The following is a 17,278-nucleotide window of genomic DNA, read 5'->3' as shown; positions in this document are numbered from 1 at the left end:
CACGCGCAACACCCGGGAGGGTTTTGCATCGCGAAGGGCGATTCCGCCCCTATGATTTGTCCGAAGCACGGCGCCGCCACGTGCGTCGGCCGGATCGAAACCCCTGAATGGAGTGCCTGCGATGAAACCCGTCTCCGAACTGCTCAAGCGCCACGATTCCGCCGCCTGGCGCACCTCGCCCGACACCAGCGTGTTCGACGCGCTGGCCACGCTGGCGCATTTCGAAGTGGGCGCGCTCATGGTGATGGACGGCGAAAAGCTCGTGGGCTTTTTGTCCGAGCGCGACTACACCCGCAAGGTGGCGCTGCAAGGCAAGAATTCGAAAGAGATGAAGGTCGCCGAGATCATGACGCCCGACGTGATGACCGTCACCCCGCAGACCCGCACCCGCGCCTGCATGGCGCTCATGAGCCAGCGCAAGTTCCGCCACCTGCCCGTGGTCGACGGCGACAAGGTGGTGGGCATGATCTCCATTCAAGACCTGATGGACGACATCATTTCCGAGCACGAGCAGACCATCACCCAGCTGACCAGTTACATCCAGAGCTGAGCACGCTGCGATGCCCCGGAAAAGAGGGGCAACACACCTACGCACAGGGGCACTCTTTCGGGTGCACAGTGAAGTCTCGTTCACCATCCAGCAGGGACATACGCAATGCAGATCCAGGTCAACACGAGCAATGGCATCACCAACAAGGACACGCTGGAGCGCTGGGCAGACACCGAGATCAAGCAGCACCTGAGCCGTTTCGTCGAAGACGTGACGCGCGTCGAGGTGCACCTGAGCGACGAGAACCACGACAAGGCCGGCGGCGGCGACAAGTGCTGCGTGATGGAAGCGCGCCTGGCGCACCACCAGCCGCTCGCGGTGACACAGCACGCCGCCAGCCTCGACGAGGCCTTCCGCGGCGCGGCCGACAAGCTCAAGCGCCTGCTCGACAACACGCTGGGCCGTCTCAACAACCACCGCGCCCGCGATTCGATCCGCCGCGACGGCGAGGGCTTCGTCGCCGAGTAGTCGAGTCGAAGCTCAGCGCGCCGGCTTGCGCTTCGGCGCCGGCAGGCGCTGCGGCGTTTCCACCGGAATGAGCGGCGGGCGCCGCCCGTCGGCCATCCAGGCATCGTAGAAATCGATCTTGCGATCGACCAGCGACAGCGCCTGCTGCCAGTCGGCAATCGTCTGGTGCACGCGCGCGCGGTGCGCCTCGAGCAGGTCGCGCCGCTGGCGCAGCGTGGCCTTGCCCTGCAATGCGAGCGCCGTGTAGTCGCGCATCTCGGCGATCGACATGCCGGTGCGGCGCAGCCGGTCCATCAGGTCGAGCCAGCCCACATGCAGTTCACCGTACACGCGCCGTCCGCCCGCGTCGCGCGCCACGCCGGGCACGAGGCCCTGCGATTCGTACCAGCGGATGGCGTGCACCGTGCGGCCCGTGCGCGCGGCCAGTTCGCCGATGTGGAACGACGGTGTGGTGGTGGCGACGGGGTCAGCCGGCATGGGCGGTCGGCGCGTCGAGCGCCCGCTCGACCAGCGCGGTGTCGAAGTACTCGGTCAATGTTTTCACCTGGCCTCCTTCGAGTCGGTAGACGTAGCAATAGCGGTTGTTGTAGCGCTTGCCGGCCTTGGTGGGCACGTCGCCGCTGAACAGCACCACCACGCGGTCGCCTTCCGCAACGATGCATTCGGTCTTGCTCACATAGGGCCCGGCGAACTGCCCGAACAGCGGCTTGATCAGCTCTTCGCGGATCGCCTGCTTGCCCTGGTAGGTGCGCGACCAGGGCGTGCTGCCTTCCAGCGTCCAGCTGGCGTCGTCGGCCAGGCTGTCGATGAAGGCCTGGCCGTTGCCCTTGTCCAGCTCCGCGTGGATGCGCTGGACCAGGGCCTTGTTGTCGATCGTGTGCATGGCGTGATTTCCTTGGATGAATGAAGACACCGGACATCCGGTGAATTCATTGGAAATGCTCGAGTGCGCTCGAAGTCAAGCGCCATGCACCGAACGACGGTGAGATCAGCCCCGGCCGGCGTTCGCCATGCCCTTGGCGACTTCGTTCGCGCCCTGGGCGGCGCCGCTTTGCGGCACGGCCTCGCCCTCGCGCGCGGTCACTTCCGACAGGCGCGCGGCCAGCTGCTCGGGCGTGTCGGCGGCAATGCCCAGCCAGGCGCCCTGCGTCAGCGTGATGTGGGCGGCCTCGAAAGTGCCGGCGCCGGCGCAGAGGATGGTGCGGTTGGGCGCGTCCTGCGCGGCCAGCACCAGCATCGCGGGCACCACGGCCTCGGGGCGGAAGGCCTCGAGCATGTCCTTGGGGAACAGGTCTTCCGTCATGCGCGTGGCGGCGGTGGGCGCCAGGCAGTTCACGCGGATGTCGTTCTTGGCGCCTTCGATGCTCAGCGTCTGCATCAGGCCCACCAGCGCCAGCTTGGCGGCGCCGTAGTTGCTCTGGCCGAAGTTGCCGTACAGGCCCGACGACGAGGTGGTCATCACGATGCGGCCGTACTTCTGCTCGTTCATGAGCGCCCAGACGGCCTTGGTGCAGTTCACGGCGCCCATCAGGTGCACGTCGACCACGAGCTTGAAATCGTCCAGCTCCATCTTGGCGAAGCTCTTGTCGCGCAGGATGCCGGCGTTGTTCACCAGGATGTCGACGCGGCCCCAGGCGTCGACCGCCTGCTTGACCATGGCCTGCACGGCCTCGAAGTCGGTCACCGAGGCGCCGTTGGCCATGGCTTCGCCGCCGGCCGCCTTGATCTCGTCGACCACCGCCTGCGCGGCGCTGACCGAGCCGCCCGAGCCGTCGCGCGCGCCGCCCAGGTCGTTGACCACCACCTTGGCGCCGCGCGCCGCCAAGGCCAGCGCATGCTGGCGGCCCAGGCCGCCGCCCGCGCCGGTCACGATGGCCACGCGGCCCTGGAAGTCGATGGAGGTGCTGTTGCTCATGAGGTCTCTGCTCGCTGTCTGAACGGTGTGGGTCGGTGTTGGTGAGGGTTGCCAATTGACAACAACCCAACGTTTTACCTCAGTTCCCCGCCCCGTTCGCCGCCGGGCGCCCCCGGCGGGAGTCACCCATGCGACGGCTGGACCGTGGCGCAGTACGCCACCAGCTGGTCGAGTTCGGCCGATTTGTCGAAGAAGGCGTCGGCACCCAGCTGCTGCGAGCGCAGGCGCATGTCGGCGGTGGCGTAGTTGCTGAGCACCACCACCTTCTGGTGCGGCGAGCGCTGGCGGCAGGCGTTCAGCACGGCCAGGCCGTTGCCGCGCTGCAGGAACAGGTCGACGATGGCCAGGTCCCAATCGCTCTTGTGGTCGCGCAGCCAGTCGAGCGCTTCGTCGGCGGTGCTGGCCGAGGCGATCACGTGCGCATCGACCACGTCCTCGAGAAAGTCGACCAGGTTCTCGCGGATCACCGGACTGTCCTCGACCAGGTAGGCATGGAGCGTCATGGTGGGTGTCTCGGGTCCGGAACTGGGCAGCGCATGACGCCATCTTCGGGGCTGGCCGCCGCGCCACGGTGAGCCGGACAGGTCAATGGCTGTAGGCCATCGGCCAGCGGCGCTGTCGGCATGCGCCGGCCGGCGCCGCCGTGGCGCCGCCGTGGCGCCGCCGTGAGCATGCTTCAGGCTGCGACCGGCAGGCGGCCAGGAGCCATGCCCAGGCGCGCCGGCGAGACGTACTGCTCGCGGTAGATCTCGAAGGGCATGGTGTCGGCCGCCTCGATGCGCTTTTGCGCCTGGATCGACTCGGCCGTCATCTGCTCGAACCCGGCCTGCTGCGCGGCCGAGAACGGCAGCGCCAGCAGCGCGGCGCGGGTCTGTTCCGACTGGGCGCGCACGAAGCCGACGAAGGAGTTGCCGTGCTGCTGCTCGATGGCCGCGAGCACGCGGGCCGAGGGCAGGCTGTCGGGGTTCTCGAGGCCGGCCTTGGCGGCGCGCACGGCGTCGACGTGCTGCGTGCCGCCCTGCGCCGCGTCGAGCGCGGCGGCAATCGGCAGGCACTGCTCGACCAGCTCCAGGCCCCAGTCGGTGAGCGCGACCTCGCGCCCGTCGCGGCGCAGCTTCAGCCCCGGCTCGCGGCCGCGCGCGGCCGTGAGGTGCTGGTTCTGCGCCAGGTCGGCGATTTCTTGCGGGGTGTCGTCGGGGCTGTCGTTCAGCAGGCAGTGCAGCAGGAACACGTCGATGAAGCGCATGGTCTGCGCATTGATGCCGACGGTCTCGAAGGGGTCGAGGTCCATCAGGCGCACCTCGACGTACTCCACGCCGCGCTCGCGCAGCGCATGCAGCGGACGCTCGCCGGAGTGGATGACGCGCTTGGGGCGGATGGTGCCGTAGAACTCGTTCTCGATCTGCAGCAGGCTGGTGCCCAGCTGGTTGTAGTCGCCGCCCAGGTTGCGGATGCCGATGGCCTCGTAGGCCGGCCACGGGCGCGTGAGCGCGTCCTGCAGCGAGGCGCCGTAGCCCTCCAGGCTGTTGTAGCTCACGGCCAGCGAGGCCTGCGCCTCGCTCTGGTAGCCCAGGCGGCCCATGCGCAGCGAGGTGCCGTGCGGCATGTACATGCTGCCGTCGCCCAGCGGCTGCAGCTCGTGCGGGCGGCCCGCGACAAAGCTCGAACACAGGGCCGGCGAGGCGCCGAACAGGTACAGCAGCAAGAAGGCCTGGCGGCGGAAGTTGCGGATGAGCGCGAAGTACTCTTCGCTCGACACCTCCGGCAGCGACCAGTTGTAGTGGATGCCCGAGATGGTCTGCATGCGCCGGCCATAGCGGTGGCTCAGGCCCATGCGGTACACGCTCTTGGCGCGGCCCACGTTCGACGAGCCGTAGCGGCCGATCGGAATGGTCTCGTCGGTCGGCAGGCCGCAGGGCATGCTCGACACCCACAGGCGCTCGTCGCCGAGCTGGTCGAGCACGCGGTAGGTGAACTGGTGCACCCGCGTGAGCTCTTCGAGCGCCGACTCCACGCCCGCGTGCACGCCCGTGATGAGTTCGAGCTGCGATTCGCTGAAGTCGGTCGTGATGTGCGGATGCGTGAGCGCCGAGCCCAGCGCCAGCGGATGCGGCGTGAGGGCCAGCTTGCCGTCGGGCAGCGCGCGCAGGCTTTCCTTCTCGATGCCGCGACGCATTCCCTTCAATCGCGCGGCCGGGAGTGCACCCAGCCTCTCCTGCAATCTGTTGCTCATGTTCTTATGACCCATCAATCTTCTGTGGGGCTGGAAGGTAGCACGGGCGGACAGGCACTGCTGAAGCAGGGAATCCCGCATCCGGCTATGCTGTTTTTTGCTACTTTTTTCATAGCTGCCCTCTCAAATACCACCGGCCTTGCGGCGCGCAGCGGGGTTCGAAATTCAGGCCTTGGGGCGGCCCGCCGACAGGTCGATCTCTTCCGACTGGTAGACATGGATCGACGGCACGCCGTCGGCCATGGCCGCGAGCGCCTTGCCGAAAGCGCGCGACGCATCGACGCGAAAGTGCGCCTGCAGCGCCGCCATGTCGCTCCAGCGCTCCACGAAGGTGAGCTGCAGCGGGTCTTGCACGTCGGTCGTGACGTCGTGCGAGATGCAGCCGGGCTCGGCGCGCGAGCGCAGCACGTGTTCCACGCTGATGGCCAGCATCGCCTGCAGGGTGTCGGCCTTTGCCAGCGCGTGTCCGATGACCAGGATCATGGGGGTCTCCTTCTGTGCGTTCTTTCGGGGTGACAGGATCAGGATGGATGCGCGCGCGGCCCGGCGTGGCGGGCCTTCAGCCGAACACGCGCAGCAAAAAGCGGTTGAGGTCGGCGATCTCTTCCATGCAGACCGAGTGCGCCATGGCGTACTCGTGCCATTCGACCGGGTGGCCCAGCGCCACCAGCGCGTCGCGCGACTGTTCGGCGCGCGCCAGCGGCACCACCGGGTCCTGCCGGCCGTGTGCGAGGAACACGGGCGTGTCGTGGTTGGCGCCGTGGCGCTCGGCCGCCGTGGTCGCGGCGATCGGCAGATAGCCCGAAAGGCCGACGATGCCGGCCAGCCGCTCGCCGTGGCGCAGCCCCGTCATCAGCGCCATCGCGCAGCCTTGCGAGAAGCCGGCCACCACGATGCGGTGGGCGGGAATGCCGCGTGCCTTCTCGTTGGCGATGAGGGCCTCGATGCTCGCCTGCGAGCGGCGCAGGCCGGCCTCGTCCTCGCGCGCCACCAGGTCGGCCACCGCGATGTCGTACCAGGCGGGCATCTCGTAGCCGCCGTTGATGGTCACGGGAATGACGGGCGCGTTGGGGAACACGAAGCGCACCGGGCCCACCGCCGACAGGTCGAGTTCGCCGGCGATCGGCACGAAGTCGTTGCCGTCGGCACCCAGGCCGTGCATCAGGATCACCGAGGCGGTGGGGTTCGGGGCGGTTTCGATTTCGATGGGAGGACGGGACATGGTCAACGAAGGTATTCAGGAATGCGAATGCCCGGACCTTAGCGCATTCGGGCGACCCGGGCAGCGGCGAAACGGCCGGTTGGCTGACTTGCACCTCGCAACATCCGGGCCTTCGGGCCGCCCCGGCGCCCTTGCCGGCACAAGGGAGCGCCGGATGCAACACAATGGCGTTTCGCATGAAGACCACCCCGAACCCGTCCCCGAAGACCTCGTCGCCCGGCCCCGCCTTCGACAGCGAGGCGCTGCTGCGCGGCAGCGGGCTGCGCGTGACGCGCGCCGCCCAGACCGTGCTCGAGCTGCTCGAACACGGCTCGCAGCCGCTGACCCACGAGGAAGTGGCCGCCGCCTACACCGCCGCCACGGGCGAGCCGCCCGACCGCGTCACGCTCTACCGCGTGCTCGACCGGCTGGTCGAGGCCGGCCTGTGCGACCGCCGCGTGGGCGCCGACCGGGTCAACCGCTTCGCGCGGCACGTCGACACCGCCTCGGGCAACACCTTCGAATGCGACCAGTGCCACAAGGTGCTGGCCCTGCCCTCCGACCCCGAACTGCCCAAGGTGATGGGCCGGCTCGGCAAGGCGCTGCGCAAGCAGGGCATCGACACGCGGCACACGGCGCTCACGCTGCACGGCATGTGCGGCGACTGTGCCCGATAGCTCGCCGAGCCGACCAGGCCGCGCGTGTACGTCTCCCGGCACCACCGCCAGCCCGACCTCGGCGCGAGCCACGCGCTGATCGACGCGCATCCGCTGGGCGCCTGGGTCGTTCAGGGCGCCGACGGGCTGGTCGCCAACCACCTGCCCTTTCTGCTCGACCGCTCGCGCGGCCCGTTCGGTACGCTGCTCGGCCACGTGTCGCGCGCCAATCCCGTGTGGCGCGAACTCGATGCCGCGGCCCCTTCGGTCGTGATGTTCCAGGGGCCGCAGGCCTACATCACGCCCGGCTGGTACCCCGGCAAGGCCGAGCACGGCCAGGTGGTGCCGACCTGGAACTACGCCGTCGCCCATGCGCACGGCATCGCGCGCGCCATCGACGACGAAGCCTGGCTGCTCGACCTGCTCGCGCGGCTGACCGCGGCGAACGAGGCCGGCCAACCCGTGCCCTGGCAGACCACGGACGCGCCCGAGACCTTCATCCGCAAGCTGGCGCGCGCCGTGGTGGGCATCGAGATCCCCATCGACCGCCTCGAAGGCAAGCTCAAGGCCAGCCAGGACGAAGCCCTGCAGGACCGTCAAGGCACGGTGCAGGGCCTGGCCGCCGTCGGCAGCGAGAACGCGTCGGCCATGGCGCGGCTGGTGCAGCAGGCGATGCAGCCCGGCAGCGCCGGCGACTGAATCTCCCGCGCCCTACGCGTTCCACGACGGAAACGGATCGGGCAGGTTCTGCCACCACGAGGGGCCGAAGCGCATCTCGTTGGGCGTGAGCAGGCAGGCATCGAGCCGCGCGCGCAGTGCGGCTTCGTCCATGCCGATGCCGATCAGCACCAGCTCCTGGCGCGCGTCGCCGGTGGCGTCGTCCCAGTTCTTGCGGATGAGTTCGAGCCCGTCGGGGTCGGTCGGCCAGTGTTCGCGCGGCACGGCCGCCCACCACAGGCCCGCCACGCCGTAGCGGCAGGCACCGCCGGCCTGCGACCACGCACCCGCGCGGGTCGGCCGGCTCGCGAGCCAGAAGAAGCCCTTGGAGCGCACCACGCCGTCCCACTCGCTCTGCACCAGGTCCCAGAAGCGCTGCGGATGGAACGGCAGGCGCGACCGGTAGACGAAGCTGCGGATGCCGTAGGCCTCGCTCTCGGGCACGTGCTCGCCTCGCAGCTCGGCCAGCCAGCCGGGGGCCTGCTCGGCCTGCTCGAAGTCGAACAGGCCCGTGTCGAGCACGCGGTCGAGCGCGACGCGGCCGAATTCCGACTCCTCGATGCGCGCACGCGGGTTGAGGCTGCGCAAGATGGCCATCAGCCGCTCGCGTTCCTCGGCCGTCACGAGGTCGGTCTTGTTGACCACAAGCACGTCACAGAACTCGATCTGCTCGATCAGCAGGTCGACCACCGTGCGCGTGTCCTCGTCGCCGAGCGACTGGCCGCGCTGGCCCAGGCTGTCGGGCGAGCCGTAGTCGCGCAGGAAATTGAAGGCATCGACCACCGTGACCATGGTGTCCAGCCGCGCCACGTCGGCCAGGCTCTGGCCGTCCTCGCCCGCGAAGGTGAAGGTCTCGGCCACGGGCAAGGGCTCGGAAATGCCGGTCGACTCGATCACGAGCTGGTCGAAGCGCCCTTCCTTGGCGAGCCGCTTCACCTCGATCAGCAGGTCTTCGCGCAGCGTGCAGCAGATGCAGCCGTTGCTCATCTCGACCAGCTTCTCGTCGGTGCGCGACAGCGCGGCGCCGCCTTCGCGCACCAGCGCCGCGTCGATGTTGACCTCGCTCATGTCGTTGACGATCACCGCCACGCGGCGGCCCTCGCGGTTGTGCAGGATGTGGTTGAGCAGCGTGGTCTTGCCGGCGCCCAGGAAGCCGGACAGCACGGTGACGGGAAGACGATCGGCCATGAGGGCAGGCTCCGTAGTTGCAACAAAATTGCATTATATGGATTGACGCAACTCAGTTGCATTTCATGAGAACGTGACCGACAGGCGCGCGCTCGCCTACCATCCGGCACATGACCGATTTGTCTGCCTTCGTCGCCCCGCCGCCCTCCGACGTGCCACACGCTGCCGTCGTCGCCGCCGCGTCGGCCTGCCTCGACCGCTTCACGGCCGCGTTCAACGCCTCGGACACGCGCGGCATGGACGCCGAGCTGCACTTTCCGCACACGATGCTTTCGGGCGCGCAGCGGCTCGACTGGCCCGCGCCCGGCCAGCACCCGGCCGATTTCTTCGACACGCTCAAGGCCGGCGGCTGGGCGCGCACGCAGTACGAAAAGAAGGAGCCGGTGCTCGTGAGTCACGACAAGGTGCACTTCGTCGTGCACTACACGCGGCGCGATGCGGCCGGCGCGGTGCTCAGCACGCACGCCAACCTCTGGATCGTCGTGCAGGCCGAGGGGCGCTGGGGCATCGCCCTGCGCTCGTACTGAATGAACCCGAAAGAAAAAGGACCGCGTCCCATGTCCCCTTCCGCCCTGCAGCTCGTCTGGCCGTCGCCCGAGCACCTGCCCGGCTACATCGCCGCACTGGAGCGCGGCTGGTCGCCCAACAACCTGCGGGCCGAAGCCGGCCGGGAAGAACTGGCGCTGATCCGCACCGACCCCGACGGCTTTCTCGCCGGCCTCGTCGACCGCGAAGCCAAGGGCCCGCCCATCGCGCTGCCCACCGGTGGCACCGTGCCGCGGCTGCCCGGCTACCGGCGCTGGCTGTGGGACGGCGAGTTCTGCGGCAGCATCCAGCTGCGCTGGCAGCCGGGCACCAACGCCCTGCCTTCGTACTGCCTCGGCCACATCGGCTACGGCGTGGTGCCATGGAAAAGCGGCCGGGGCTACGCCACCGCCGCGCTGCGCGCGCTGCTGCCCAACGCGCGCGCCATCGGGCTGGACCACGTCGAGATCACGACCAGCCCCGACAACCTCGCTTCGCAGCGCGTGATCCGCGCCAACGGCGGCGTGCTGGTCGAGGAGTTCATCACCGCGCCCGGGCTCGGCGGCGCGCCCGAGCTGCGCTTTCGCATCGACGTGCGCGAACTCGGCTGACGCTACATCTCGAACGCCTTGACCTGCCGCCCGTCGATGTCGGTAAAGCCGTAGGCACGCGCCAGGTCGGCCACGCGCAGCACCTGGCCGGTCTTGTCGAGCACCTGCGCATCGGCCGCCAGCGCGGCCACGGCGCGGCCCAGGTAGCGCGGCGACTCGGTGCGCGCCAGCGCGGGGCGCTCCTGCCAGTGCGCCTCGTCGGTCTTGTGGCCCGCGAGCACGAACTCCGTGCGCATCCAGCCCGGAGACACCGCCACCGAGGCCACCCCGTGCGGCTGCAGTTCCTGCGCGATGCCAAAGGCCAGCCGCGTCATCGATGCCTTGGCGAGGTCGTAGAACAGGTTGCCGCGCAGGTAGTGGCCGCGGTCCCAGAAGGTGGTGGTGACGATCAGGCCCTGCTTGCGCGCCACCATGAACGGCGCGGCGCAGCGGCTGGCCACGAGGTGGTTGCGCACGCCGCGATCGAACATCGAATCCCAGTTGGCGAGCGGGTGCTCCCAGAACGGCGCCTCGAAGACACCGGTGAAGCTTTCGTGACCGCCCCAGGCGTTGTTCACGAGCAGGTCGAGCCGGCCCTGCTCGCGCTCGACGCGCGCGAACAGCGCCGCCACCTCGTCTTCCTTCGTGTGGTCGCAGGCCACGGCAATGCCGCGCCCGCCGAGTTGCGTGACCTCCTCGGCGGTGTCGTCGATGGTGCCGGGCAAGGCGGCCAGTTCGGACAGGGCGAGCAGCTGCCCGTAGCTGTCGGCCGGCCGCGCGCGGGTGCTGCGCCCGGTCACGTACACGGTGGCGCCGGCCGCGCCCAGTTCCTGCGCGATGCCGCGGCCCGCGCCGCGGCTGGCGCCGGTCACCACGGCCACGCGGCCCGCCAGCGGACGGTGCGCGGCGTCGGGGGTGGAGGGGGCTGCTGTCATGTGTCGTTGCTCCTTCGTTCGGTGAGGGTCCTTGGGCAGGACAGGCCGCCACGATAGGCCGGCCTCAGCGCGCCGTCTTGGAAGAAACCGAAACCCGGCGCCCGAGGAACTCGGTGGGCGTCACGCCGCACAGGGCGCGGAACTCGTTGACGAGGTGCGACTGGTCGTAGAACCCGTGGTCCAGCGCCATGTCGGCCCAGGCCGGCGCGCTGTGCAGGCGCAGTGCGCGCAGGCAGGCATGCAGCCGCGCCAGCCGGCCCCAGGCGCGCGGCGACAGCCCGACGTGCGCATGAAAGAGCTGCTGCAGCCGGCGCTCGCCCACACCGACCGCCTGCGCCACCTCGCGCAAGGCCTGGCGCCCGTCGGCGGCGGCGATGAGCCGTGCAGCGTGCATCGCGGCGGCCGGTGGCGTGCCAGTGCCGGCTTTCTGCAGGCGCTTCATCAGGGCCTGCTGCAGCAGCTGCGCGCGTGCGACATCGCCGTGCGCCTCGGCCATGCGCGCGAGCAGCGTCGAGCCCTCGCCGCCCCAGAGTTCATCGAGGTGCACCGCGCGGCCCGCGATCTCGCCGGCCGGCGCGCCCAGCAGCGCCGCCGCCGCACCGGGGCGCAGCGCCACCGACAGGCCTTCCACCGTGTCGCGCATCCGCACCACGGCCGGTGCAGCGAAGGCGCCGATGGCTTCGACCGCCTGCCCGGGTGCGTCATCGGCCGAGGGCGCGTCGCCGAAGTTGAAGACCAGCCGGATCGCGCCGTCGGGCAGCACGCGCTCGCGCACCTCGTGGCCGGGCGCGAAGGTCTCGCGGTACATCAGCAGGTGCGAGACATGCGACCGCAGGGCCGGTGCGATCGGCAGCACCTGCAGCGTGCCGTCGGGCACGCCCGATTCCGGCCCGTGCAGCGGGTCGTCGTGAAGCCGGAGGAAAAGGCGTTCGCCCATGGCGGTCGATTGTGAGGAAAAACCCGCCGCCGCGCGACCCGGCGGGCACGGGCCGACAATCGGCCGGCTCCGCTTGTCCACCTGTCGTTCGCATGCCCGATTCCGCCCTCCCCGTGCTCTATTCGTTCCGCCGCTGCCCCTATGCGATGCGGGCCCGGCTCGCGCTGGTGGCGAGCGAACAGCGCTGCGAGCTGCGCGAGGTCGAGCTGAAGCGCAAACCCGCCGAGATGCTCGCGGCCTCGCCCAAGGGCACTGTCCCCGTGCTGGTGCTCGACGGCGGCGCAGCGGTGCTGGAACAGAGCCTGGACGTGATGCTGTGGGCGCTGCGCCGCCACGATCCGCTGCGCTGGCTGACGCCGGAGCGCGGCACGCTCGACGACCTGCTCGCGCTGGTGGCGGCCTGCGACAACGATTTCAAGCCGCTGCTCGACCGCTACAAGTACCCGGCGCGCTACCCCGCATCGGAAGGCTCCGCGCGCGACGACGGCGCGCGCTTCCTGCAAGGGCTCGAAGACCGGCTCGCGATGTCGGCGCAGCTGGCCGGCGCGCACGCCACGCTGGCCGACGCGGCGCTGATGCCTTTCGTTCGCCAGTTCGCGATGGTCGATGCGGCCTGGTTCGACACGCAGCCGTGGCCGCGCCTGCAGGCCTGGCTCGCGGGCTGGACCGCATCGGACATGTTCGCGCGCATCATGACCAAGTACGCGCCATGGCAGGCGGGCGAACCGGGCGTGAGCTTTCCGCCCGCCTGATCAGTACACGTCGCGGCGGTAACGGCCTTCGGCGATGAGCGCGTCCATGCCGCTCTCGCCCAGCACCTCGGTGAGCGCCGCATCCACGCCGGGCGCCATGCCTTCGAGGCTGCCACACACGAAGACGATCGCGCCCTCTTCGTCCACCCACTGCTTCAGCACCTCGCCAGCCTCGCGCAGGCGGTCCTGCGCGTACACGCGCTGCGCCTGGTCGCGCGAGTAGACGAAATCGGCGCGCGCCACGAGGCCGCCGGCCTGCCATGCCGCGACCTCGTCCGCGCCGAAGCCGTCGTACGCCGCCTGCCGCTCGCCGAACACCAGCCAGTTGCGGCCGTGCCCTCGGCGTGCACGCTCGCGCAGCAGCGCGCGCAGCCCCGCAAAGCCCGAGCCGTTGCCGATGAAGATGCAGGGTCGCGCATCGTCGGGCAGCGCGAAGCCCGGGTTGGCGACGAGGCGCAGCGCGAGTTCCGTGCCCATCGGCGCGCCGACCGTGAGCCAGCCCGAGGCCACGCCCAGCCCGTTGTCATGCCGCGCCTGCCGCACCAGCAGCTGGATGGCGCCATCGGACGGAATCGACGCAACCGAGTAGCTGCGCGGCGCGGGCGCCGGAGCGCCGTCGTCGTGCATCTGGCGCGGCACGATCTCGACCAGTGCGCCGGGCGTCCAGTTCATCGCGCCGCCACTGGCGCGCCGCAGCTCGATCTCGAACAGCGGATCGCCCTGGCTGCCCGCATTGAGCAGCCGCCGGCCGTCGAGCCGCCAGGCCTCGAAAGCCGGCGCGGTCGACACAGGCCACGCGGCATCGCGCACCCCGAAGGTTTCGCGTAGCGCATCGTGCCAACGCGCGAGCGCTGCCGGGTCTTCGCCGTCCACCTCGACCATGGGGAACAGCGGCTGCGCACCCTGGTTGTGCAGGTCGTGGTCGAGCTTGCGGCCGAAGCCGCAGAAGGTCGCGTAGTGGCGGTCGCCGAGCGCGAGCAGGCCATAGCGCAGGTGGCGCAAGCCCGGGCCGCTCTGCCGCGCGAACGCACGGGCGAAGGCCCGCGCGCTGTCGGGCGGCTCGCCCTCGCCGAAGCTGCTCGCCACCCACAGCACCTGACGGAAGTGCAGCAAGGCGTCAGCGCTCAGTGCCGACACGGGCCGCACCACCGCCGCGACACCGGCGGCCTGCAGCGCGCCGGCCGTCTGCAGCGCGAGGCGCTCGGCATGGCCGGTCTGGCTCGCGAAGGCGATCAGCACCTGGCCCGCGTCGCCCACCGTGGCGGGCACGGCGACCGCATCGAGCCGCGCACGCTCGGCGCGCACGGCCTTCGCGGTGCGGCGGCGGCCGAGGTACATCATCCAGCCGCTGATCGCGAACAGCGCGAGCCCCCCGCTCGTGAGCATCATCACGATGCGCCCCGGCAGGCCCCAGTAGGTGCCCATGTGCAGCGGGTAGATGCTGTTCACGAAACGGCCCAGGGGCGGCTTGTCGGCATAGCGTTCGTGGCGCAGCGTCTCGCCGGTCGCGGCCTGCAGGTACAGGCGGTTGCGCGCGCGCTCATGCTCGGCGTGCGTGCGCAGGTAGACGGCCTCCACCTGCGTGCCGTTGCGCGCGGGCAGCCGCAGCGTCACCTGGGTCCAGTCGCCGCCCGTGGTGTCGACGAAGGCTTGCCAGACGCGCGCCAGGTCGAGCGTCACCGGGGCATCGGCCGGCGCGCGTTCGGCACGCACCACACGGCCCTCGCCGACCGCGCCGTCCACCACCTTGCGCAGCCCGTCGAAGGCCCAGTACATGCCGGTGGTGGTCGACACCACATACGCAAGCAGCGCGACGGTGCCGACCACCGCGTGCAGGTTCCACAGGAAGGCGCGGCCGCGCAACGCGAAGTCGATGCGCAGCCACTGGCGCCACGCGAAGGGCCGGCGCGGCCAGCGCAGGTACAGGCCCGACAGCGCCAGCAGCAGCAACAGGCCGGCCAGCGAGCCGGTGATGGGCTTGCCGTCGTCACGCGGCAGCAGCAGCCAGCGGTGCAGCTCCTCGACGAACTCGAAGAAGTGCTCGCCCACCGGATCGGGCAGCAGCGCGCCGGTGGCGGGATCGGCGAAGCGCGTCTCGCCGCGCCGCTCACCGGGCGGCGGCGCGAACCCGATGCGCGCGGCGCGCCCGGGCTCGGTCGACACAGCGACGGTCGCGATACGTCGCTCGGGCATCTCGGCCTGCACGCGCGCAACGAGCGCAGGCGGTGCCAATGCGGGTGCGGCCGAGGCCGCCGGGATCGGGTTCAGCAGGTCGGTGATCTCGGCGCGGAACGACAGCGTCGCCCCGCTCAGGCCGATGACGACCAGCACGCTGCCCGCCGTGATGCCGATGAACCAATGGATCTGGAACCAGACGCGACGCAGCAAAGCCATGAAAAACAGAAGAAAACGGGAAACAGGAAGCCCCGCCAAGGCGGGGCGCGCGGGTTCAAAGATCGATCTTGACCAGGGCCTTGATCGTACGCGGCGTGCCGACTGCAAGCCGCGTGCCTGCCGCCGACCAGTAGCGCTTGTCGCCCACGTTGTCGACGTTCAGCTGGAAGGTGGTGCGCTTGCCCATGAGCTGCGCCACGTAGCGCGCGCCGAGACCGAAGACCGTCGCACCGCCGATGAAACCCTGGTTCAGGTCGTCGACAGGACGGCGCCCCGTGAAGTACGCGCCGCCGTTGACCGACAGCCCCGGCACCGCCGCGATGTCGTACGAGACAAAGGCGCTCGCCGTGGTGCGCGCCGTGTTCTCGGGCCGCTTGCCGTCGTACTGCGCGTTGATGCGGCGGAACTCGGCATCGAGCCACTGGCCCGAGAGCTGCCACGCCAGCGCGGTCGTGAGCCGCCCCTGCGCCGACACCTCGAGGCCGCGGTAGCGCTGGCGCCCGCTGGCCACGAAGATGTTGGCGCTGTCGGTGTAGGCGCCGGGCCGTTCGATGTCGAACAGCGCACCCGACAGCAGCGTGCCACCGCCGGTCAGCCAGCGCAGGCCGACCTCCTTCTGCCGGCTCACGCCGGGCGGCATGCGTGTGTTCTGGTTGGCGGTGCCCGCCGGCGCCACCTCGCCCTCTTCCACGCCCTGCGAGTACGACACATAGGCCATGAGGTCGGGCGTGAACTTGTAGCTCAGCGCCGCCAGCGGCGTGGTCTTGCGCACGCTGTAGTCGAGGGCTGGCAGCGTGGCGATTGCGCCCTGCCAGCTCTGGTAGCGCGTGTGGCGCAGGCCGGCCACCAGCTGCCACTGCGGCGAGAAGGTGATGCGGTCGAGCGCGTACAGGCCCAGCTCCTCGCTGTCCTGCGCGCCCGAGGTGGGCCGCGACGGCATCGCGCTCAGCGCCAGCGCGCCGATGGGCACCGGGCTGTACAGGTTCTGCAGCGTGGTCGCGCCGCCGTAGTTGCGCTGGAACACGGGCGCCTGCGTCTTGTCGCTGCGTGCCGCGCCGAGCGTCAGTTCATGCTGCAGCGCGCCGGTGGCGAAGGTGCCGAACAGCTCGGCGCGCAGCAGGTCGGAGCGTTGCTCGAGGTGCTGCACGTTGCCCGTGAGGCGGCCGATGCCGGTGCGCACGTTGTAGTTGCCGAACTGCGCCAGGCGCCGGTCGCGCTCGGCCTCGGAATGGCCGGCCTCCACGCTGAGCGCCCAGTGGTCGCTCAAGGCGTAGTCGGCGCGCAGCTGCGTGTTGGTGACCTCGGCCTCGAACACGGCCCAGGGCGGTGCGATCAGCTTGTGCGGATCGGGCAGCGCCGGCAGCGCGATGACGCCGTTCACGGCCGCGAGCCGCGCGATGCCGGCCTGTTCGGTGATGCGCTTGCGGTAGTGCTCGATGTCGGCCTTCAGCGTGAGCCGCCGGTTCACGCGCCAGTCGAGCGCGGCCGAGATGAACTTGCGGTCACCGTCCACGCCGTCGATGGTCGAGCCCAGCTGGCCGCCCGCCGCGTTCAGCCGCAGCCCGAACTGGTCGTTCTCGCCGAACTGGCGGCCGATGTCGACCTGCCCCTGCAGCCCGCCCTGGTTGTCGACGCTCATCCCGAGCGAGGTCACGGGCGTGCGCCCCGCGCGCTTGGTGACGAAGTTGATCACCCCCGCTGGCGTGGTGAAGCCGTAGTACAGCGCCGACGCGCCCTTGAGCACCTCGACGCGCTCCTTGTTCTCCATCGGAATTTCCGACACGTTGGGAATCGCGAGCGCGCCGTTGAGGCGGTAGTTGGTGCGGTTCTCCACGGCAATGCCGCGGATGACGAGCTGGTCGAAAGTGTCGCCACCGTTCTGCTGGCGCGTCACGCCGGCCGTGTTGCGCAGCACGTCGTACACGCCCGCCGCGCCCTGCAGTTCGATCACCTCGCGCGTCACGGTGTTGACCGTGGCCGGCACGTCCATCACGGACGCGCCCCGGAACGTGCCCGCCTCGACCGTCTCGGCCAGGAAGCCGTTGGCGCGCGAGGCCTCGACGTTGACGGTGCTCAGCTCGCTTGCCCGCGTGTCGGACGCAGCGGACGCAGGCACGGATTGCGCCTGCGCTGCCTGCACGGCGGCGAGCGCAAGGCTCACACAAACTCTCTTCATTCAGATCCCTTGGATGTTCTGGCGGCGCGCCTCCCGGCGGC

The 17,278-nt window shown here is 70.1% G+C and carries 19 protein-coding genes; 7 read left to right on the top strand and 12 right to left on the bottom strand.

Annotated features, from left to right (window positions below; translation table 11 throughout):
• Positions 1 to 121 precede the first annotated feature (121 nt).
• The gene (locus AC1RGU_RS13380) at positions 122 to 550 is read left to right on the top strand and encodes a CBS domain-containing protein (protein WP_070062567.1); all 429 of its coding nucleotides are present in this window, start codon (positions 122 to 124) and stop codon (positions 548 to 550) included.
• A gap of 105 nt (positions 551 to 655) precedes the next feature.
• Positions 656 to 1,018: an HPF/RaiA family ribosome-associated protein gene (locus AC1RGU_RS13375; protein ID WP_492696528.1), complete on the top strand. Its 363-nt coding sequence runs from the start codon at positions 656 to 658 to the stop codon at positions 1,016 to 1,018.
• Positions 1,019 to 1,030: 12 nt separating this feature from the next.
• Here the strand turns inward: AC1RGU_RS13375 and AC1RGU_RS13370 are convergent, their stop codons facing one another.
• The 7 genes from AC1RGU_RS13370 to AC1RGU_RS13340 all read right to left on the bottom strand — a co-directional run bounded on the left by AC1RGU_RS13370 (position 1,031) and on the right by AC1RGU_RS13340 (position 6,388).
• Positions 1,031 to 1,495 (bottom strand): MerR family transcriptional regulator, encoded by a 465-nt coding sequence (locus AC1RGU_RS13370; protein ID WP_492696527.1) that lies wholly within the window; start codon positions 1,493 to 1,495, stop codon positions 1,031 to 1,033.
• On the bottom strand, positions 1,485 to 1,901 hold the full coding sequence (locus AC1RGU_RS13365; RefSeq protein WP_492696526.1) for a nuclear transport factor 2 family protein: 417 nt from the start codon (positions 1,899 to 1,901) through the stop codon (positions 1,485 to 1,487). The genes AC1RGU_RS13370 and AC1RGU_RS13365 overlap by 11 nt, the downstream gene beginning before the upstream one ends.
• Before the next feature lie 105 nt (positions 1,902 to 2,006).
• Positions 2,007 to 2,933 (bottom strand): SDR family NAD(P)-dependent oxidoreductase, encoded by a 927-nt coding sequence (locus AC1RGU_RS13360; protein ID WP_492696525.1) that lies wholly within the window; start codon positions 2,931 to 2,933, stop codon positions 2,007 to 2,009.
• 122 nt (positions 2,934 to 3,055) lie between these two features.
• Positions 3,056 to 3,436 carry a response regulator transcription factor gene (locus tag AC1RGU_RS13355; protein WP_139706529.1) on the bottom strand — a complete coding sequence of 127 codons (381 nt, stop codon included), beginning with the start codon at positions 3,434 to 3,436 and terminating at the stop codon, positions 3,056 to 3,058.
• A gap of 173 nt (positions 3,437 to 3,609) precedes the next feature.
• A complete protein-coding gene (gshA, locus tag AC1RGU_RS13350; RefSeq protein WP_095746179.1) occupies positions 3,610 to 5,166 on the bottom strand; it encodes a glutamate--cysteine ligase in 1,557 nt (518 codons plus the stop codon).
• Positions 5,167 to 5,331: 165 nt separating this feature from the next.
• The gene (locus tag AC1RGU_RS13345) at positions 5,332 to 5,649 is read right to left on the bottom strand and encodes a putative quinol monooxygenase (RefSeq protein ID WP_307587546.1); all 318 of its coding nucleotides are present in this window, start codon (positions 5,647 to 5,649) and stop codon (positions 5,332 to 5,334) included.
• Between the two features lie 76 nt (positions 5,650 to 5,725).
• Complete coding sequence (locus AC1RGU_RS13340; protein WP_489058281.1) at positions 5,726 to 6,388, bottom strand: alpha/beta hydrolase; 663 nt, start codon at positions 6,386 to 6,388, stop codon at positions 5,726 to 5,728.
• Positions 6,389 to 6,564: 176 nt separating this feature from the next.
• On the opposite strand from AC1RGU_RS13340, the gene AC1RGU_RS13335 reads away from it, so the two are divergent.
• Positions 6,565 to 7,044: a Fur family transcriptional regulator gene (locus AC1RGU_RS13335; protein ID WP_062477006.1), complete on the top strand. Its 480-nt coding sequence runs from the start codon at positions 6,565 to 6,567 to the stop codon at positions 7,042 to 7,044.
• Positions 7,045 to 7,068: 24 nt separating this feature from the next.
• Positions 7,069 to 7,722, top strand: a complete 654-nt coding sequence (locus AC1RGU_RS13330; protein ID WP_492696524.1) for an FMN-binding negative transcriptional regulator — start codon at positions 7,069 to 7,071, stop codon at positions 7,720 to 7,722.
• A 12-nt stretch (positions 7,723 to 7,734) separates the two neighbouring features.
• Here the strand turns inward: AC1RGU_RS13330 and zigA are convergent, their stop codons facing one another.
• Positions 7,735 to 8,928, bottom strand: coding sequence for a zinc metallochaperone GTPase ZigA (zigA, locus tag AC1RGU_RS13325; RefSeq protein ID WP_492696523.1), 1,194 nt, complete (start codon positions 8,926 to 8,928; stop codon positions 7,735 to 7,737).
• Positions 8,929 to 9,038: 110 nt separating this feature from the next.
• On the opposite strand from zigA, the gene AC1RGU_RS13320 reads away from it, so the two are divergent.
• Together AC1RGU_RS13320 and AC1RGU_RS13315 are read left to right on the top strand one after the other, a co-directional pair.
• Positions 9,039 to 9,455 (top strand): hypothetical protein, encoded by a 417-nt coding sequence (locus AC1RGU_RS13320; RefSeq protein WP_492696522.1) that lies wholly within the window; start codon positions 9,039 to 9,041, stop codon positions 9,453 to 9,455.
• 30 nt (positions 9,456 to 9,485) lie between these two features.
• Complete coding sequence (locus tag AC1RGU_RS13315) at positions 9,486 to 10,064, top strand: GNAT family N-acetyltransferase (protein WP_492696521.1); 579 nt, start codon at positions 9,486 to 9,488, stop codon at positions 10,062 to 10,064.
• A gap of 2 nt (positions 10,065 to 10,066) precedes the next feature.
• On the opposite strand, the gene AC1RGU_RS13310 is transcribed toward AC1RGU_RS13315, so the two are convergent.
• Complete coding sequence (locus tag AC1RGU_RS13310; RefSeq protein ID WP_492696520.1) at positions 10,067 to 10,978, bottom strand: SDR family oxidoreductase; 912 nt, start codon at positions 10,976 to 10,978, stop codon at positions 10,067 to 10,069.
• Positions 10,979 to 11,042: 64 nt separating this feature from the next.
• A complete protein-coding gene (locus AC1RGU_RS13305) occupies positions 11,043 to 11,915 on the bottom strand; it encodes a helix-turn-helix transcriptional regulator (RefSeq protein ID WP_492696519.1) in 873 nt (290 codons plus the stop codon).
• Between the two features lie 92 nt (positions 11,916 to 12,007).
• Between AC1RGU_RS13305 and AC1RGU_RS13300 the strand changes: the two genes are divergently transcribed.
• Positions 12,008 to 12,667 carry a glutathione S-transferase gene (locus AC1RGU_RS13300; RefSeq protein ID WP_492696518.1) on the top strand — a complete coding sequence of 220 codons (660 nt, stop codon included), beginning with the start codon at positions 12,008 to 12,010 and terminating at the stop codon, positions 12,665 to 12,667.
• On the opposite strand, the gene AC1RGU_RS13295 is transcribed toward AC1RGU_RS13300, so the two are convergent.
• Both AC1RGU_RS13295 and AC1RGU_RS13290 read right to left on the bottom strand, forming a co-directional pair.
• The gene (locus tag AC1RGU_RS13295; protein WP_492696517.1) at positions 12,668 to 15,061 is read right to left on the bottom strand and encodes a PepSY domain-containing protein; all 2,394 of its coding nucleotides are present in this window, start codon (positions 15,059 to 15,061) and stop codon (positions 12,668 to 12,670) included.
• A gap of 55 nt (positions 15,062 to 15,116) precedes the next feature.
• The gene (locus AC1RGU_RS13290; RefSeq protein ID WP_492696516.1) at positions 15,117 to 17,237 is read right to left on the bottom strand and encodes a TonB-dependent siderophore receptor; all 2,121 of its coding nucleotides are present in this window, start codon (positions 17,235 to 17,237) and stop codon (positions 15,117 to 15,119) included.
• Positions 17,238 to 17,278: the final 41 nt, after the last annotated feature.

The sequence above is a fragment of the Variovorax sp. GW823-FHT02B07 genome (genome assembly GCF_058797695.1).
Note: the sequence above shows the minus strand (reverse complement) of the source record. Positions and strands in the feature narration are given on the sequence as shown.

Bases quoted from the DNA above. Each gene is read 5' to 3' on its own strand.
- AC1RGU_RS13335 (WP_062477006.1), top strand. From the start codon at position 6,565: ATGAAGACCACCCCGAACCCGTCCCCGAAGACCTCGTCGCCCGGCCCC.
- zigA (WP_492696523.1), bottom strand. From the start codon at position 8,928: ATGGCCGATCGTCTTCCCGTCACCGTGCTGTCCGGCTTCCTGGGCGCC.
- AC1RGU_RS13315 (WP_492696521.1), top strand. From the start codon at position 9,486: ATGTCCCCTTCCGCCCTGCAGCTCGTCTGGCCGTCGCCCGAGCACCTG.
- AC1RGU_RS13295 (WP_492696517.1), bottom strand. From the start codon at position 15,061: ATGGCTTTGCTGCGTCGCGTCTGGTTCCAGATCCATTGGTTCATCGGC.
- AC1RGU_RS13355 (WP_139706529.1), bottom strand. From the start codon at position 3,436: ATGACGCTCCATGCCTACCTGGTCGAGGACAGTCCGGTGATCCGCGAG.
- AC1RGU_RS13300 (WP_492696518.1), top strand. From the start codon at position 12,008: ATGCCCGATTCCGCCCTCCCCGTGCTCTATTCGTTCCGCCGCTGCCCC.
- AC1RGU_RS13290 (WP_492696516.1), bottom strand. From the start codon at position 17,237: ATGAAGAGAGTTTGTGTGAGCCTTGCGCTCGCCGCCGTGCAGGCAGCG.
- AC1RGU_RS13365 (WP_492696526.1), bottom strand. From the start codon at position 1,901: ATGCACACGATCGACAACAAGGCCCTGGTCCAGCGCATCCACGCGGAG.
- AC1RGU_RS13380 (WP_070062567.1), top strand. From the start codon at position 122: ATGAAACCCGTCTCCGAACTGCTCAAGCGCCACGATTCCGCCGCCTGG.
- AC1RGU_RS13345 (WP_307587546.1), bottom strand. From the start codon at position 5,649: ATGATCCTGGTCATCGGACACGCGCTGGCAAAGGCCGACACCCTGCAG.
- AC1RGU_RS13370 (WP_492696527.1), bottom strand. From the start codon at position 1,495: ATGCCGGCTGACCCCGTCGCCACCACCACACCGTCGTTCCACATCGGC.
- AC1RGU_RS13320 (WP_492696522.1), top strand. From the start codon at position 9,039: ATGACCGATTTGTCTGCCTTCGTCGCCCCGCCGCCCTCCGACGTGCCA.
- AC1RGU_RS13375 (WP_492696528.1), top strand. From the start codon at position 656: ATGCAGATCCAGGTCAACACGAGCAATGGCATCACCAACAAGGACACG.
- AC1RGU_RS13305 (WP_492696519.1), bottom strand. From the start codon at position 11,915: ATGGGCGAACGCCTTTTCCTCCGGCTTCACGACGACCCGCTGCACGGG.
- AC1RGU_RS13340 (WP_489058281.1), bottom strand. From the start codon at position 6,388: ATGTCCCGTCCTCCCATCGAAATCGAAACCGCCCCGAACCCCACCGCC.
- AC1RGU_RS13310 (WP_492696520.1), bottom strand. From the start codon at position 10,978: ATGACAGCAGCCCCCTCCACCCCCGACGCCGCGCACCGTCCGCTGGCG.
- AC1RGU_RS13360 (WP_492696525.1), bottom strand. From the start codon at position 2,933: ATGAGCAACAGCACCTCCATCGACTTCCAGGGCCGCGTGGCCATCGTG.
- gshA (WP_095746179.1), bottom strand. From the start codon at position 5,166: ATGAGCAACAGATTGCAGGAGAGGCTGGGTGCACTCCCGGCCGCGCGA.